Raw genomic sequence first — 16,007 nt, 5'->3', positions numbered from 1 at the left:
TTTTTTGTTTAGAGGGATAAATCCTTTAGGGAGATACAGAATAAGTCGATATTGCTTGAGGTAAAGAAGAGTTTGCGCCTTGCAATCCCGTAATGAGGTCAATGGTGACTCATCCTCAAGAAATGCAGTCTGTATCCTTCACTGAGAGCGTAATGCAAAAACCATTCACTTTCGGAAATCCGTCATTCACTGCTTAGGGTATAATACGGGCTTTATTTTTTATTCTAAAACTGGAGTCATGCAGTGATTCGTACTCGTTTTGCGCCAAGCCCGACAGGTTATCTTCACATTGGTGGTGTTCGAACCGCCCTTTATTCATGGTTGTATGCCAAACGATTTGGTGGTGAATTTACCTTACGGATTGAAGATACCGATTTAGAGCGTTCTAGCGAAGAATCGGTCAACGCAATTTTAGAAGGAATGAGTTGGCTTGGTTTGGATTATGACCAAGGGCCAATTTATCAGACACATCGTTTCGAGCGTTATAAAGAAGTCATTCAACAGCTGTTTGAGAAAGGCCTAGCGTACTACTGTTATGCTACGCCGGAAGAGCTGGATGTGATGCGTGAAGGACAAAAAGCGCGTGGTGAAAAGCCGCGTTATGATGGCCGTTACCGTGATTTTACTGGTACGCCACCTGAAGGGGTTAAGCCCGTTATTCGTTTTAAAAATCCGATTGATGGCGATGTCGAAATCGACGATATGGTTAAAGGCAAAGTCGTGATCAACAACCGTGAATTGGACGATTTAATTATCGCTCGCTCAGATGGAACACCGACCTATAACTTAACCGTGGTGGTTGATGATTGGGATATGGGAATGACCCACGTTATTCGCGGTGACGATCATTTAAATAATACGCCGCGCCAAATCAATCTTTACCAAGCGCTAGGAGCCCCGGTACCGAAGTTTGCCCACATCCCAATGGTGCTGGGAGAAGATGGTTCGCGTTTGTCAAAACGCCATGGAGCCGTCAGTGTTTTACAGTACAAAGAACAGGGCTTTTTACCAGAAGGGTTGCTAAATTACTTAGTGCGCTTGGGTTGGTCTCATGGTGACCAAGAAATCTTTAGCATGGATGAATTGGCGTCTTTATTTAATCTTGAAAGCGTCAACGGCTCGCCGTCCAGTTTTGATACAGCTAAGTTGCTATGGATTAACGAGCAGCACATAAAAAAAGCGCCAGCAGATCATTTAGCACGTCACTTATCACCTTTTATGGCTGATCTGGGCTGTGATTTAGCACAAGGACCTGCGTTAAGCGATGTTGCAAATTTGTTGCGTGATCGAGCTAAGACCTTAGTCGAAATGGCGCAAGGAGCCACTTATTTCTATAAAGACTTTAGTGAATTTGACGCAGATGCGGCCAAAAAGCACTTGCGCGGCGTGGCTGCAGAACCTTTAGAGAAGCTGGCAGAGTTGTTTGTGAATATCGAGAATTGGCAAGCTGCGGAGATTCATGCCGCAATTAATGCGGCTGCCGAAGCGCTAGAAGTGGGTATGGGCAAAGTTGGTATGCCTCTGCGAGTTGCGATTACCGGCGGCGGCCAATCTCCGGCCATTGACGCTACAGCCGAGTTAATCGGTAAAGATCGTTGTTTGGCACGCATTCAGATGGCTTTAGACGCTATTTCGCAACGTGTTGCTAATCAGTAAATCTTGATTGCGTCCTTGACGCTATAGCTAAATGTTAATAGGCCCGTCTTTGTGACGGGTTTTTTCTGCCGTGTAAGCTTGTTGTATTTGCTTAGTCATCAAAATCAATGGCTTATGAGTAGCTTGCAGGTGACGCATTTTGTGCGCTTAACAAATGTTTAAAAAAAAGCAGTTTTTTTGCATTTTACGCTTGACCCAAACGGCGAAGTCCTTATAATACGCCTCCATCAGCCAGGGGGGCTATAGCTCAGCTGGGAGAGCGCAACACTGGCAGTGTTGAGGTCAGCGGTTCGATCCCGCTTAGCTCCACCAATGACTGATAACCGACAAAATCTCGTCGGATTTACAATTTGTCCCGTTCGTCTAGAGGCCTAGGACACGGCCCTTTCACGGCTGTAACAGGGGTTCGACTCCCCTACGGGACGCCAATGCGGGAATAGCTCAGCTGGTAGAGCGCAACCTTGCCAAGGTTGAGGTCGCGAGTTCGAACCTCGTTTCCCGCTCCAAATTTTATTAGATGAAGCGATTATTTCAACTCATCTGATTTAAGTCCTACGCAAGTAGGCACTAAAACTTGTCTCATTAAATTGAGAACTTTTTAGGAAATTTTAGTGTGTTATTTTTCTTTAGTTCAAGGAAAATCGCAGAAGCCTGCATAGGGTAGGTGACTGAGAGATGACAAAGAAATTAAGAGAAATAGCGGCTAAAACAACCAAAAAGTCCCGTTCGTCTAGAGGCCTAGGACACGGCCCTTTCACGGCTGTAACAGGGGTTCGACTCCCCTACGGGACGCCAATGCGGGAATAGCTCAGCTGGTAGAGCGCAACCTTGCCAAGGTTGAGGTCGCGAGTTCGAACCTCGTTTCCCGCTCCAAATTTTATTAGATGAAGCGATTATTTCAACTCATCTGATTTAAGTCCTACGCAAGTAGGCACTAAAACTTGTCTCATTAAATTGAGAACTTTTTAGGAAATTTTAGTGTGTTATTTTTCTTTAGTTCAAGGAAAATCGCAGAAGCCTGCATAGGGTAGGTGACTGAGACATGACAAAGAAATTAAGAGAAATAGCGGCTAAAACAACCAAAAAGTCCCGTTCGTCTAGAGGCCTAGGACACGGCCCTTTCACGGCTGTAACAGGGGTTCGACTCCCCTACGGGACGCCATATTATTAAAATAGCCACTTTTTAGTGGCTATTTTTTTGCCTGAAAAAATGTTTTTACTTAGTAAGTCTACTCTTTCTGCAAGTTCAAGATATACTCTTGAAACCTTTAAATAGCGTGTATTTTAGGTTTAAAGGCAGAGAGTGTTCATTGTGACTGAGGTTTCTCGTATCTTTTCGTTTTTTAGGTATTTTTTGGGTCATATAAATGCCGCTTTCGCGGCCATTTAAAAAGTTAAAGACGAGCTGTGCTCAGTTGGTTAAATAGTGCGGATTGAAGCCGATTCGACGTTTTGAATCATCTCGATTTTATCAAGCAAATCACCGAGCGACATGGTGGCATTCAACTCTAAGGTTAGCTTCATGTTTACGGTGCGATCATCTTTATCGGTATTGGTGTTGGAAGCCACCAGGTTGATGTCCATTAAGGTCAATAACGTCATGATATCGCGCAACAGACCGCGACGGTCAAACGCAAGGATATTCAGTTCAGCAGTGTAACTTGGGTTTTCGGCAATCGTTTTATCCCATGTTACTTCAATCAAACGGCGTTGTTCCTCATGGCTAAGATGCAGGATATTCGCGCAGTCGCTCTTATGTATTGTCACGCCGCGGCCACGGGTAACGTAACCGATAATGTCCTCACCATTATGCGGATGACAACAGGGGGCTAGATGTGTTTTTAAGTTGGTCGCACCAATAACAAAAGCATAGTCTTCCACTGGCGTGGTTTCAGGCGTATAAGTGAAGGCGCGCGCTTGAGTACTCGCCGGTTTATTGAGTGCTTGCAAGGCGGTGGTCAGTTGACGTTCGTTGATGCGACCTTTTCCTAAGTCCTCAAAGAAAGCGTCGGCAGACTCCATGTGGAAGCGCTGCATTAATTTATCTAATGGAATTGCTTCGGCATGCAAGCGGCGCACTTCACGATGAAAAAGCGCTTCACCGGATTTGATATTTTCGGCGCGATTTTGTTTGTTAAACCAGCTTTTTACTTTATTACGGGCACTGCTACTGGTGATGTAGCCCAAGTTCGGGTTTAGCCAATTGCGACTAGGCTGGCCGTTTTTAATCGTCAAGACTTCAACTCGATCACCCGTACGCAACGTGTAGCTTAATGGTTGAATACGACCATTTATTTTGGCGCCACGGCAACGGTGTCCGAGTTCTGTGTGAATATTGTAGGCAAAGTCGAGCGGCGTAGCGCCTTGGCGCAGGGTAATGATTTCGCTATTTGGGGTCATTACATAAATATGCTGACTCTGTAACTCAGTGCTGATCTCACGGAAAATATCTGGGTCATCCGAGGTTTCCAGCATCTGACGAACATTGGCAATACTGCGCTCTAAGTTATGGTCAAAGCTTTTTCCACCTTCTTTATAGAGCCAATGAGCAGCAACACCAAACTCCGCATGATGATGCATTTCATCGGTACGTATTTGAATCTCAACGGTGTTATTTTCCGGGCCAATTACGACCGTATGAATAGATTGATAGCCGTTTTCTTTAGGCGTGGCAATATAATCATCAAACTCCTGTTGCACATAGTTCCAATGGCTATGGATTAGACCAAGAGCTTCGTAACAGGTTTGAATGGAATCAACATAAATCCGCACCGCACGTAAGTCATACAGTTCCTCAATTGGAATGTTCTTACGCTTCATTTTTTTCCAAATACTGAAAATATGCTTTGGGCGCCCGGTAATTTTTGCATCGATATTATGTTTTTTCATCAAGGATTGCAGAATTTCAATCACGCGCTTGATGTAGTCCTCACGGGCAACGCGCTTGGTCTTTAAACCCTGTGCAATCTGCTTGTATTCATCCGGATGAGTAAAGCGGAAAGAGAGGTCTTCCAACTCCCATTTAAGCTGTGCAATACCTAAGCGATTCGCTAGAGGAGAGAAAATAAACTCTGTCTCTAGCGCAATTTGACGACGGATAGATTCATCCTCGTATTTCAAATGACGTAAACGAGCAACACGATAGGCCAGTTTGACAATCATTATCCGTACGTCTACGGTCATCGCTAACAGCATTTGACGAAGGCGTTCATTTTGGACTTCGTCGGTGCTGCGCTCTACTTGAAACTCTTGAAAACGATTGAGTTTGCGAATCCCCTCGACCAGCGTACTTATATTTTCGCCGAAGATTTCTTTATATAAATCTAAGCTATAAATATTCTGTAAATTTCCATCGCTGATTAGCGTGGCAATTAAGGTGGCTTTATCGGTTCTAAGGTCGGAGAGGATTTTAGCGACGTCAATGCTACGAACAACGGTTTGCTCGGGCAAGCTAAGCGCTTCAAGGGCAAGTTCACAGGCTTTATGAATGTGCACGCGATCCTGTTCGGTATAGCGAGTGTTTTCATCTAAATCTGGAAAAATGGCCTGAATAATTTCGGCAAGAGTATTCATGCTTTACGGATTAATGTGCGTAATTAAAATGCAGGTATTTTAACGTAAATACAGGCAACAAATGAATGATACTTGCCCTTATCACGACTTAAACGCAAGAATAAACTGTTGTTTTTGGTAAAAGGCCGGTTTATATGGGTTTTTTATGGCAATAGTCGCTGTATCAAGGTGGTAAATGTTAAGTTTTGACATTTATAAAAATAACGCTACTATACGACTAAGGATTGCAAAATACGTTTTTGAATACCATAATCATGCATGATTTTAAAAAGGAGATATTTCATGGCGACATTTATGCTTGGCAGTAAAGAGTTTGATACTGATAATTTGACCGAAGATCAAAAGGCGCATTTTCAAGCCATTCAGGTGTGTGAAGCGAAAATTTTAGAGATGAACGCGCAAGTCTCAATATTTCAAACCGCTCGTAATTCTTACGGCGAAAAACTGTTGAAAATGCTTGAGGAAAGTGCAGAAAACAGCGGCTTAGAATCCGATGGTATTCCGCTGTAATTTCTTTATGCTCAATGCTTAAGGAGACACAAAATAAGTTCCCACTTGCTCAGACTAATTGTTCTTTGTCTGACGCCATTTGGGCTTATTCTGTGGCACCTTAAGGAAATGATAGAGCTAATTAAGTATAGCTACTGTCCATCAAATCTTCAAAACTCTCAAAATCATATTGCTCGCAAAGCATTTCTTTAGTTGGTTTTGTTTCCGAATTGAGTGCTTTTTGCAATACTTTAAAAGAGCTACGATTACGTCCATTTTTCTTGGATAAATACAGCAAATCATCCGTGTACCGCAAGATTTTTTGTGGATTTGGTAAGCAGTCATGACTGCAATACAGCGCGCCAATTGAAATGGTTAAATAGCCAAGCGGAGCGTTTTTGTTTTCAATTTTCTGGCAGCGTACTGACTCCAACAGATTATTTAAGTGCACCGCAAAGGCGCGAAGTTTTTCAAAGTGAGTGATAATAAAAAATTCCTCACCACCAATACGGAAAACAAAATCGTTGGCGCGGTTAAAATAGGCGTTGATTGATGTAGCAATCTCTATTAAGACTTCATCTCCAATTTGGTGGCCATAATCATCATTAATTTTTTTGAAATAGTCTAAGTCGAGCATCACAAAGCAGAGTCCGTGCTCTTCACGCGAGGCACGTTTCAACTCATTGGGTAAACAGTCATCAAAATGCCGGCGGTTGTATAAGCCGGTTAATTCATCGGTGATAGAGATTGCTTCTACTTTCTTGCGATCACTAATGTCTACTCGTGTGGCGAGCACACTGGTGACTTTTCCAAAGATATTTCTGCTGGGCATGAGCGTCAGTTCTACCCAATACTCTTCTCCATCTTTCCGGACGGCTGCAATTTCCCCAGTCCAAGTTTTGCCTTTCTCAATAACCTGTCGATAGATCTCATTAATTTGCGCATGGGGAATTTTGTCGCTGGCCAAATTAAGATAGGGCATATTCAGCAACTCTTTTTTAGAGTAGCCGCTAAGTTTACTGAATGCATCACTGGTCCAGTTAATTTTCATGCTTTTTGCGTCAATCATATTGGCATACGACAATTCATAGATTTGGCTAAGGTAGCGCTGTTTACGGTAATTAAAGGCTAATAGCAGTGCCATAAATGCGAGCAAAATCACTAGAGGCGTTAATACTTGCCAAAAGCGCTGGTAGTTAAACTCGTTACTTTGGCTTAACCATTTAAGGTAAATCTCTTGTCGGGTTGACTGGTCAATTTGACTCAGTGCTTTATTGATAATTGAAAACAAAATTGGATTCTCTTTGGTCGTTGCCATCGAGAAACGGAAATCGGCAATCCCCTGGGCAATCACTTGCATATTGGTATAGCCAAACGCATTTAAGGCATAATTTAATGCAGGAAGATTGTCAGCGATGGCAAAGGCTTTATGCAGCTGTACTTGAACCAACCCATCTTCGATTGAATCAACCAACAAAAGTTTGATATAGGGGTAGTGAAAATGCAGATAACGGTGTGGAAAGCTGTTTTTACGTACCGCAATTGTGTATCCATTTAAAAGATGCAAATCCTGAATGAAGCCCGCGCTATTATTCAGTCCCATCAACACCATTGGGAAGTTTAAATAGGCATCGGATAGCAAGTAACTTTCTTGATTAGCTTGAATGGCCGTCATTGCAGGATAAATTACATTATTTTCTTTAGCCGTCGAATCACTCGCCAATGAACTTGGCAAAGAGGATTGATTGACTAATGGGATGCCAATAATCTTTTCTATTTTACCGAGGTAGTCCTGTATAAGCCCTTGAGTAACGTTACTTTGTTGAAATTGAAACGGCGGATAGTCAATTAAATCAGCAACTAGAAAATGCTTATGTGCTCGTATATAGGCCAATTCTTCTTCGTTAAAAACCGATGAGGATGGTTTGAAAATAATTGGTTTAGAGAGCGCCAATTGATACTCTTTTGGGGTAATGAGTTTGAGCTTTTGTGCGGTCGACAGGATTTCATTGATTTTAGGTTGGTCAATATCTCCAATTGGAATATTGCCAACCTGAACATACTGCTTTAAGGCGCTGGCTTCTCTAATTAAGGCTGTAACGGATTTATTTACAGGGTAATTTTGCACAATATAGTTGGTAACTTCCACTGGGTTTTTAATTGCAAACGCCCAGCCACGAATGGTCGCATCACGAAATTTTTTTACCATTACAGGGTCTTTTGTCGCGAGTTGGCCGGAGGTAAAAATCAGTCCTGAATAACTTTGTATACCGTAGTTTTTAGGGTCTAAAATTGCGTAATCAACGCCAAGTTTTTCAAGTTGATAAGGTTCGTTACTAAGGTAGGCACCATAAAAATCGACCTTACCGCTAATAAAGTCATTTAAATCACCGGATGAACTGATTTCTCTCGGCTGTAAATTAGGGGCTAATCCACTTTTTGCTAATAACATCCTAATTTGGATACTGCCGTTATGCATCACAACAGTATTGGCCAAGGCATCTAAAGAACTGATTGGTTTATGAGAAAGTAAAACCAAAGGAGAATATTGAAAAGCACTCATCACCAAACGGATATCGCTTCCCTTAGCAAAATCGGTAATTAAGGAGCTTACGCCAACCCCGAAATCGGCTCGACCAGAGGTGACTTCATCAAGGGGGTTGATATTGTTCCGCCAAGGTAAAAGCTCGACTTTTAAACCGGCTTGATGGTAGTAACCTTGTTGCAAAGCGGCATAAAAACCCGCAAATTGATATTGATGATGCCAGTTAAGTTGTACTTTTACCGATTGCAGTGCATTCGGCTTTGGTTGCTGATCCGCCCGCGCACTAAAATTGGCAAGTACGAATATTGTAAAAAGTGCAAACAACCCTGCCTTTGAAAAATTGTTTAAAGGAGGCCTCTTTACCTTTTTGGCAGTTATTGTTTTTAACAAAAAGCCTAGCATTCCTAGAGAACTCCTAACATGACCTGCTAACCATAACAAAAACGGCATTTTTCAAATTATGCAGAATCAATAAAGCGTTGTTTATCATGGTATAACGCCTTTAAATTTTGATTTAACCACTGTTACAGCAAATGAAATCATTCGTTAATAAGACAAGAATACGTCTTAATGGCTTTAGGCGCAGAATAATTTGATTAAGCAGGGCACTTGTTTGCAGCGATGTTTAGACCTGAGCATCACCGTCAACACCGCAGTTAAATTCTTCTTTGCCCAAAACCATTTGGGCTTGTGCGTTATCTCATTAATACCCGGTGATGTTCTAAAGCGTTCAAAAGTAAAAGGCGCTAAAATAGTATTTTTTTAAATAACTGAATTTTGAATCAATGAGTCTCTCAAATCTTGCCAGCCCAACGACCCTCATCGCAAATCAATCGCTTAATCGCACTGTAAAAGAAAATAGCGCCATGCATTTCAGTGTAGCACCGATGTTGGATTGGACGGATAAACATTGTCGTCATTTTCACCGAAAACTCAGCCAACGCGCTTGGTTATACGGTGAGATGGTGACCACTGGTGCAATTGTATACGGTGATAATCTGCCACGATTTCTCGGTCATGATAACAAGGAGGCGCCAGTTGTATTGCAGCTGGGTGGTAGTGACCTAAAAGATTTAGCGTACTGCGCAAGTTTGGCACAAGAGTGGGGTTACAGTGAGGTTAATTTAAATGTTGGGTGTCCGAGCGATCGTGTGCAAAACAACATGATTGGCGCCTGCTTGATGGCACATCCAAAAATGGTTGCAGATGCCGTGGCCGCGATGAAAGCAACGACAGACTTGCCTGTAACCGTTAAATGTCGTATTGGTATTGACCAGCAAGATGAAGAACAGAGCTTGCAACCCTTTATCCAAGCTCTAGATGACGCCGCGGTAGACGGCGTGATTATTCATGCACGAAAAGCTTGGCTACAAGGCATTTCACCAAAAGAAAATCGCGAAATACCGCCGTTAAATTACACCTTAGTCCATCAGATTAAGCAGATATTTCCACATTTGCCAATTGCCATTAACGGTGGATTAAAAAGTTTATCGGCAGGGCAGCAACATCTTCAGGCAGGGGGAATCGACCGGAATTTGGTGCCCCTCGATGGCTTTATGATTGGACGTAGCGCCTACGAGCAGCCTTACTTGCTGGCGGAGGTCGATTCTATTTTGTATCAAGAAACGACTGAGATGCCAAGCCGTAAAGCGGTACTTGAACAGATGTATCCTTATGTTGAGCAACATCTGATTGACGGTGGAAAGCTCATTCAAATAACACGCCATATGCTTGGACTCTTTCATGGCTTGCCTGGTGGGCGCATGTTCCGTCGTTATCTCAGTCAAAACGCTTTTAAACAAGATGCCGATTTACAAGTATTGCAAGACGCGTTACTGATGGTTGAACAAGAGGGCGAACGTATGGCTGAACAAGCACTACGTTTCCAACAAAACGCCGCATCATAAACCTATGACGATCTATTTAAATGTTCCCTTTGCGCAAAAAGATCATGCCAAAACTCTTGGGGCACGCTGGGATCCGCAAGCGCGAAAATGGTATATACCTGAAGAATTACATGCTCAAAGCGCTAACTTTAGTCTTTGGTTGACCGACTCGCCGCCGCAAGCTGCAAATCAAGCAACGATTCCCTCTTATCAACAAAGTGTTCAAGCATCATCAACCCCCAGTGATTTTTTTGCCGCCGCGACACAACAGCCGGAACCCGTATTAGAAAATGCGTATCCGGCCCAGCTTGAAGCGAAAGGTAAATCTCTGGCGGCGCTTTTACAGCAGGTTCAGCAGGTTCTGTGGCAGCAATTTCCTGGTGCGCAATGGGTGGTGGCCGAAGTCAGTAACTTGAGTGAAAGACGCGGACACCTGTACTTGGAGTTGAGCGAAACCGACGAAAATGGACGAACCATTGCGAACGCTAAAGGCATGATTTGGCAGAAACAAGCAATCTATATCCAGCAAAAGTTTCTACAAGAGACGCAGATGCCTCTGGCCGCGGGGCAAAAATTACTTATGCTCTGTGAAATAAAATTTCACGCACAATTTGGCCTTTCTTTAGAAATTCAAGAAATTGACAGTCGGTTCAGTTTGGGTGAGTTGGCGCAGAAAGTGCGACAGATTCGTGCACGTTTACAGCAAGAGGGGCTTTATGCGCGCAATCAACAGGTTCCTTTGGCGGACGATTTTTTTAATATTGCTGTCATTGCCCCACCCAATGCGGCAGGCTTAGGGGATTTTCAAGCTGACGCGATGCTTTTACAAGAACTGAATTTGTGTCGTTTTCATTACTTTTACAGTAGCTTTCAAGGCGCAAAAGTCGAATCAGAGTTTTTGGCCGCATTTACTGCCGTCCGCGAACAACACCTGCATGACCCGTTTGATGCCTTGGTGATTATTCGCGGCGGTGGCGCTACTTTGGATTTACAACAACTAAATCAATACAGCTTGGCGCAGCAGATTGCGACATTATCCTTACCGGTGCTGACCGGAATTGGACATGAGCGCGACAATACAATTTTAGATGAAGTGGCGCATAGCCGTTTTGATACACCATCCAAAGTCATTCACTTTATTTGGCAGCAAATTTTAACTCAGGCGAGCACAGCCCAACAAAATTGGCAAAATATTCGGCAAACCAGTGAAAGCATTTTATACGGGCATGAAAAGCAAATCGAAAACTTATGGCGTTCGGTTGAACAATCCAGTCAACGGCAAATACATCATTGGCGGCAAGCCACGGTTTTGCCATACCAACAGTTGCAGCAGCAAGCCATGCACCGCTTAGAGCAAGATAAACAGATGTTAACTTGGCTGCAGCAACAGATTATGCAATTAAGTACGCAGCGGTTATCGGAAGTAAAGCAAGATTTAATCGTACTAGATAAACAGATAACTCAGCATTCGCTAGCCAGTTTGCGTATGCAGCAACAGCAGATAAAAGACTGGATGGCGTTAATTTTAAATGCAGGCCCAAATGTGCAAATCGCGCGCGGTTTTGCAGTCGTAGCGAATCAAAAGGGGGCTACCGTCACCAGCAAGGCGCAAGCGGTATGTGAAAACAGTTTAACCTTAACCTTTAAGGACGGCAGCTTACTTGTTCATGTTGCCACGACTGATAACGAGGAAAATTATGAATCAAGATAATTCAAAAAACTTCAAAGAAAATTATCAAAAATTACAGCAAATTGCTAATTTACTGACACAAAACCGGGAAGTGGATATTGACCAACTGATCCCAATGGTGGATGAGGCAACAAAAGCTTATCAAGCCTGTAAAGCACGAATTGACAGTGTTGAGCAAGCGTTAAGTAAGCGGCTAGAAAATGAGCAAACTGACTTTTAATTGAGTTTAATAACGGAATTAATGAGGAATTGGACTTTATGCCAGAGGTTATGATTTATCACAACCCAAGCTGCTCAAAAAGCCGTGGCGCATTAGAGATTTTGCAACAAAATTTCGCGCCGGACGCCATTAGAGAAATACATTATTTACAAGAATCCATGACACTTGAGACATTGCAGCGATTGTGTGAGTTATTGAATAAATCACCGGTGAATTTAATCCGCAAAGGCGAACCCAAAATGGCGGAACTCAATTTGGGTAATACCGATGCGTTTAGCGATCAAGAATGGCTAATGGTGTTAGTAGAAAATCCAATATTAATTGAGCGTCCAATAGTGGTTTACCGAGATAAAGCGGTTATCGCTAGACCGCCTGAATTGGTTTTAACGCTTTTAATGAATACAGATTAAGTACATGGCAACACTTTACCAAATAGTAGAGCGCTCAATTTAACATAATATACATTATACGAATGTAAGTTAAGCAGAAAAATGGCGAGCAATACAAGCTTCACACTTGACACAAAATTTACTGTATTTATTTGTTTTTAAGCAAACGCAGCAACTGAACACGCTCCTGATTCAGTGTTTTTAATTTTTGATGATCATAATATTGTGCGGTGTCTGTGGCAATCGCGCGTAAAGGTCGAATTGATTCGACGTCAATTTCCAACAAGCGTTCTTTGATGGCACTGATCTGTTGCTCGGTAAGTACTTCAGGCTCAAGGTCAGCGTGGTCTTGTTGGCTTAGTAAGGCTTCACGCTGTTTCTCAGTTATTTCTATCCAGTCAGGCCGAACAAGATGCATTTGCGCATCGGAAATAACGTATATTTCATTATGGTGGTCTTTGAAAAACTTCATTTAAATAGCTACTCACAAAGGTTATAGAGAGGTTTAGCAGACACAAAATACGTCAAAATGGCTTCAAGAAAAATCAATGGAGACTTTGCTCTACACCCCTAAATTGAAAGTGATTACTGGTTTTAGGGTTAATCTATGTTGAACAGGTAGCAGTTGCAACTTCTATCTTCTGCAAACACTAAAGAGTTGATGGAGCGCAGATTTGAACGCATCTTTAAACGCCTGCTGTTCTTTTTCCGAAGCGATTATATTTGGACCGTTTGATTGCATAATACCGTTAGGATGTTTATATTGAGGCGCAAATTTTACACAATAAATAGAGGTGAACTTATGTCGGAAGCGATTAAAACGGGTGTTTATCAGTCGACGTGTGGTGATTTTGCGGGTGCCGCGATTTTAGTCATTGACGTTTCAACCCCAGATGAAGCGGAGTTTTGTTATTTGACGATTTATAACCCAGAGAGCAAAGAGAGTCACGAGCTTACTGAGTATGACTGGAAAGAGATGCTCGAGATAGATGGATTGCAGTGGCAGCAAGAAATTCCTGAAGCAATTAAGGATGAGTTTTTATTTAAGAAGAGCTTTGCTTCGATTCCGGGATTGACCTAAAAGAGACCGAATAAGCCCTCATTGACTTCAGCGCGAAATTGCATGATGCAAAATCTAGGTTTGTCTAAAAAAGCGCCCTTTTGGCGCTTTTTTAATGCCAGCTAAAGCGCGGATGATTAGGTCAGGATATTAATAACCGGAACTAATGAAATTAAGGCCAATAGCACGGGTACCCAGGATTTTTCTTCTTGGCGAATAACACCAAAAGACCCAGCAGTAATCGCTACGGCAGCCGCAACCCAAGAAATTGGTGGAAAGACCAGACTAAATAAAATTGCGATAACGCCAGCAATCATCCCCAGTGTGACCGCATTGCCGGGTGTATATGTTTTGGTATTACGCATATCGTCAGGGCGAGAATTAGACGATTTTAAACGCGCAATAATGGTATTTAAATCAGCATCGGACAGTTCATTCTGTACGACTTCCAAATCCGTTAGTCCCAAAGTAATTTTCTTTTGGCGGTAAAGCTCTTTAACCAAATCTTCCCAGGACGCATCATCCGGTAAGTGGTTAACGATGTTTTGTGCATCCGCTTTAATTGTCATTTTTGCTCCTCGTCTAATGATGAATCCCCTAAATCAACACAATAATGCGCTGTGCTATTTTTAGGTGTCTCGTTATATTATTTGCGCCTGCTTAAGATTTATTGTTCTATTTACGGTAGAATTATTGACAAGATGCGCCTTAAGCACAAATTGCACCAATAAAAAACTTACCTTACCGCTAAGTAGATTGGACAGCATTTCTAATCCTGTCTATAAAAGAAATCTTGTAGAAAGCACTAGTAGCTTGTAGGCTTATCCATAGTTAAAATTTTACCAGCGGAGTGATACACACGCCCTGCACAGTAAATTTGCAATTTATTATATCCATAATAATTCGTTTTACGAATTCATTTACTTTGCGCAAAGAGATTAAACCAGAAAGGTATTTTGTATGGCACTCATGCCGGGACTTCAACTCAATATAGGTCAGCAGCTAAAACTTACCCCTCAGCTGCAACAATCAATCAAAATCTTGCAATACTCCGCGTTGGAAGTACAGCAGACGATTGAGACCACGCTAGAAACCAATTTCATGCTTGAGATTGAGGAAGAACGTGATGATGAGCGTGATGATCTTGAAGCCGCGCGGGAAACCGAAGACAAGCGAGACCTTGAAGAAACACTTTCGGCCGAAGAAAAGCCCTTAGACATTGAGCACAACAATGAGATTGATTCTGAGTTGCAGATGGATATGGAATGGGACGAAGTTTTTTCTGATCATTCTGCGCCAAGTAATTCTCCTAAAGACCCAAGCGAATATGTTTCCGCTGAAAATTACACCAGTGCAGAAACGACGTTACATGACCACCTGCAATGGCAGCTCGATACCGCACCTTTTGACGAGCGCCAAATTGTTTTGGCCTCTTATTTAATTGATGATATCAATGATGAAGGTTATTTGAGTACCGAGCTAAGTGATTTATTAGCAACCTTAAACGACAATGAGAGTGAAGGTGAACAGCCTGCCTATAGCCTGCAAGAACTCGAAGCGGTATTGGTATTGGTACAACAATTTGAACCAAACGGCGTTGGTGCACGTAGTTTGCAAGAATCATTATTATTGCAGCTGGCGGCTATGCCACAAAAACCTTATGTTGTATCAGCAAGGCAACTGATTAAAGAAAACTTTGATTGGCTCAGTTACCACGACCATAAACGAATTAAAAAGTTTTACGGTCTTAATGATGACGAGTTGACCACCCTTTTACGCCTAATCCAGACCTTAAATCCAAGGCCCGGACGGGATTTTTCGCCAACGCAATCGGAGATGATCATTCCTGATCTACGCTTAAAGCGCAGTAAATCGGGTTGGCTTGTTGAACTAAATCAAGACGCTTTTCCGCGCCTTGGTGTGAATGCTACCTATATTCAATTGGCCAGTAGCCTAGATGATTCTGAACAGAATAAGCGTATTAAAGAACAGTTGACGGAAGCTAAGGGCTTAATTAAAAGCATTCAGAGTCGCGGTGAAACCTTATTGCGCGTCGGAAGTTTCATCGTTAATCGTCAACAAGGTTTTTTTGAAGAAGGCGAGCAGGCCATGAAGCCTTTAGTGTTGCGCGAAGTTGCGGAGTTTTTAGATCTGCATGAATCGACTATTTCGCGCGCGACCAATCAGAAATACATCCAAACCCCGCGCGGAACCTTTGAATTGAAGTATTTCTTCTCGACTGGGGTTAGCCAGTATGGCAGTGCGGATCAGTCTGCAACGGCGATTAAAGCCTTCATTAAGCGTTTAATTGATGCAGAAGACCCTAAAAAGCCGTTAAGTGACAGTAAGTTAATGAAGTTACTTGAAGAGGATAATGAGATATCTGTGGCTCGCCGTACCATCGCCAAGTACCGTGAAGCGATGAACATTCCTTCCTCTAGCGAACGCAAAAAACTTAATACTTACAAAATTTAAGGCCTAGCTGGCTAACTAAAATTA

Annotated in this window: 12 protein-coding genes and 6 tRNA genes; 14 read left to right on the top strand and 4 right to left on the bottom strand. The window is 42.5% G+C overall.

Annotation, left to right across the window (positions count from 1 at the left end):
* The first annotated feature begins 243 nt into the window (after positions 1-243).
* From gltX to HRR27_RS06775, 7 genes are all read left to right on the top strand, one after another.
* Entirely contained in the window at positions 244-1,656 is a 1,413-nt protein-coding gene (gltX, locus tag HRR27_RS06805; protein WP_173272139.1) for a glutamate--tRNA ligase, read from the top strand.
* A gap of 236 nt (positions 1,657-1,892) precedes the next feature.
* Positions 1,893-1,968 (top strand) — tRNA-Ala (locus HRR27_RS06800).
* Positions 1,969-2,008: 40 nt separating this feature from the next.
* Positions 2,009-2,084: transfer RNA gene (locus HRR27_RS06795), tRNA-Glu, on the top strand.
* Between the two features lie 2 nt (positions 2,085-2,086).
* Positions 2,087-2,162: transfer RNA gene (locus tag HRR27_RS06790), tRNA-Gly, on the top strand.
* 213 nt (positions 2,163-2,375) lie between these two features.
* Positions 2,376-2,451 (top strand) — tRNA-Glu (locus HRR27_RS06785).
* Between the two features lie 2 nt (positions 2,452-2,453).
* Positions 2,454-2,529: transfer RNA gene (locus HRR27_RS06780), tRNA-Gly, on the top strand.
* Between the two features lie 213 nt (positions 2,530-2,742).
* A tRNA-Glu gene (locus HRR27_RS06775) sits at positions 2,743-2,818 on the top strand.
* Positions 2,819-3,075: 257 nt separating this feature from the next.
* Here the strand turns inward: HRR27_RS06775 and HRR27_RS06770 are convergent.
* Positions 3,076-5,229 carry a RelA/SpoT family protein gene (locus HRR27_RS06770; RefSeq protein ID WP_173272137.1) on the bottom strand — a complete coding sequence of 718 codons (2,154 nt, stop codon included), beginning with the start codon at positions 5,227-5,229 and terminating at the stop codon, positions 3,076-3,078.
* Between the two features lie 282 nt (positions 5,230-5,511).
* Here HRR27_RS06770 and HRR27_RS06765 point away from each other — a divergent pair, with 282 nt between their 5' ends.
* Positions 5,512-5,739: a DUF6447 family protein gene (locus tag HRR27_RS06765; protein ID WP_173272135.1), complete on the top strand. Its 228-nt coding sequence runs from the start codon at positions 5,512-5,514 to the stop codon at positions 5,737-5,739.
* Positions 5,740-5,860: 121 nt separating this feature from the next.
* Here HRR27_RS06765 and HRR27_RS06760 read toward each other — a convergent pair whose 3' ends face one another.
* Positions 5,861-8,587 carry a diguanylate cyclase gene (locus HRR27_RS06760; protein ID WP_173272133.1) on the bottom strand — a complete coding sequence of 909 codons (2,727 nt, stop codon included), beginning with the start codon at positions 8,585-8,587 and terminating at the stop codon, positions 5,861-5,863.
* A 461-nt stretch (positions 8,588-9,048) separates the two neighbouring features.
* Here HRR27_RS06760 and dusA point away from each other — a divergent pair, with 461 nt between their 5' ends.
* Genes dusA through HRR27_RS06740 form a run of 4 tightly spaced genes read left to right on the top strand, consistent with a single transcriptional unit; the run spans position 9,049 to position 12,469 of the window.
* Positions 9,049-10,170 (top strand): tRNA dihydrouridine(20/20a) synthase DusA, encoded by a 1,122-nt coding sequence (dusA, locus tag HRR27_RS06755; protein WP_173272131.1) that lies wholly within the window; start codon positions 9,049-9,051, stop codon positions 10,168-10,170.
* A gap of 4 nt (positions 10,171-10,174) precedes the next feature.
* Complete coding sequence (gene xseA, locus HRR27_RS06750) at positions 10,175-11,860, top strand: exodeoxyribonuclease VII large subunit (protein WP_173272129.1); 1,686 nt, start codon at positions 10,175-10,177, stop codon at positions 11,858-11,860.
* The gene (gene xseB, locus HRR27_RS06745) at positions 11,847-12,059 is read left to right on the top strand and encodes an exodeoxyribonuclease VII small subunit (protein ID WP_173272127.1); all 213 of its coding nucleotides are present in this window, start codon (positions 11,847-11,849) and stop codon (positions 12,057-12,059) included. Before xseA ends, xseB begins: the two co-directional genes overlap by 14 nt.
* A 38-nt stretch (positions 12,060-12,097) precedes the next feature.
* On the top strand, positions 12,098-12,469 hold the full coding sequence (locus HRR27_RS06740; RefSeq protein WP_173272125.1) for an ArsC/Spx/MgsR family protein: 372 nt from the start codon (positions 12,098-12,100) through the stop codon (positions 12,467-12,469).
* A gap of 127 nt (positions 12,470-12,596) precedes the next feature.
* On the opposite strand, the gene HRR27_RS06735 is transcribed toward HRR27_RS06740, so the two are convergent.
* Positions 12,597-12,920, bottom strand: coding sequence for a hypothetical protein (locus HRR27_RS06735; RefSeq protein WP_173272123.1), 324 nt, complete (start codon positions 12,918-12,920; stop codon positions 12,597-12,599).
* A 330-nt stretch (positions 12,921-13,250) separates the two neighbouring features.
* Here HRR27_RS06735 and HRR27_RS06730 point away from each other — a divergent pair, with 330 nt between their 5' ends.
* Entirely contained in the window at positions 13,251-13,529 is a 279-nt protein-coding gene (locus HRR27_RS06730) for a hypothetical protein (protein WP_173272121.1), read from the top strand.
* A gap of 116 nt (positions 13,530-13,645) precedes the next feature.
* On the opposite strand, the gene HRR27_RS06725 is transcribed toward HRR27_RS06730, so the two are convergent.
* The gene (locus HRR27_RS06725) at positions 13,646-14,077 is read right to left on the bottom strand and encodes a hypothetical protein (protein WP_173272119.1); all 432 of its coding nucleotides are present in this window, start codon (positions 14,075-14,077) and stop codon (positions 13,646-13,648) included.
* Between the two features lie 391 nt (positions 14,078-14,468).
* Between HRR27_RS06725 and HRR27_RS06720 the strand changes: the two genes are divergently transcribed.
* Positions 14,469-15,983: an RNA polymerase factor sigma-54 gene (locus HRR27_RS06720; RefSeq protein WP_173272117.1), complete on the top strand. Its 1,515-nt coding sequence runs from the start codon at positions 14,469-14,471 to the stop codon at positions 15,981-15,983.
* Positions 15,984-16,007 lie beyond the last annotated feature (24 nt).

This window comes from Thiosulfatimonas sediminis (assembly GCF_011398355.1).
GTDB classification, from domain to species: Bacteria; Pseudomonadota; Gammaproteobacteria; order Thiomicrospirales; family Thiomicrospiraceae; genus Thiomicrorhabdus; species Thiomicrorhabdus sediminis_A.
The sequence above is the reverse complement of the archived record's forward strand: the minus strand, read 5'-3'. Positions and strand labels throughout refer to the sequence as shown.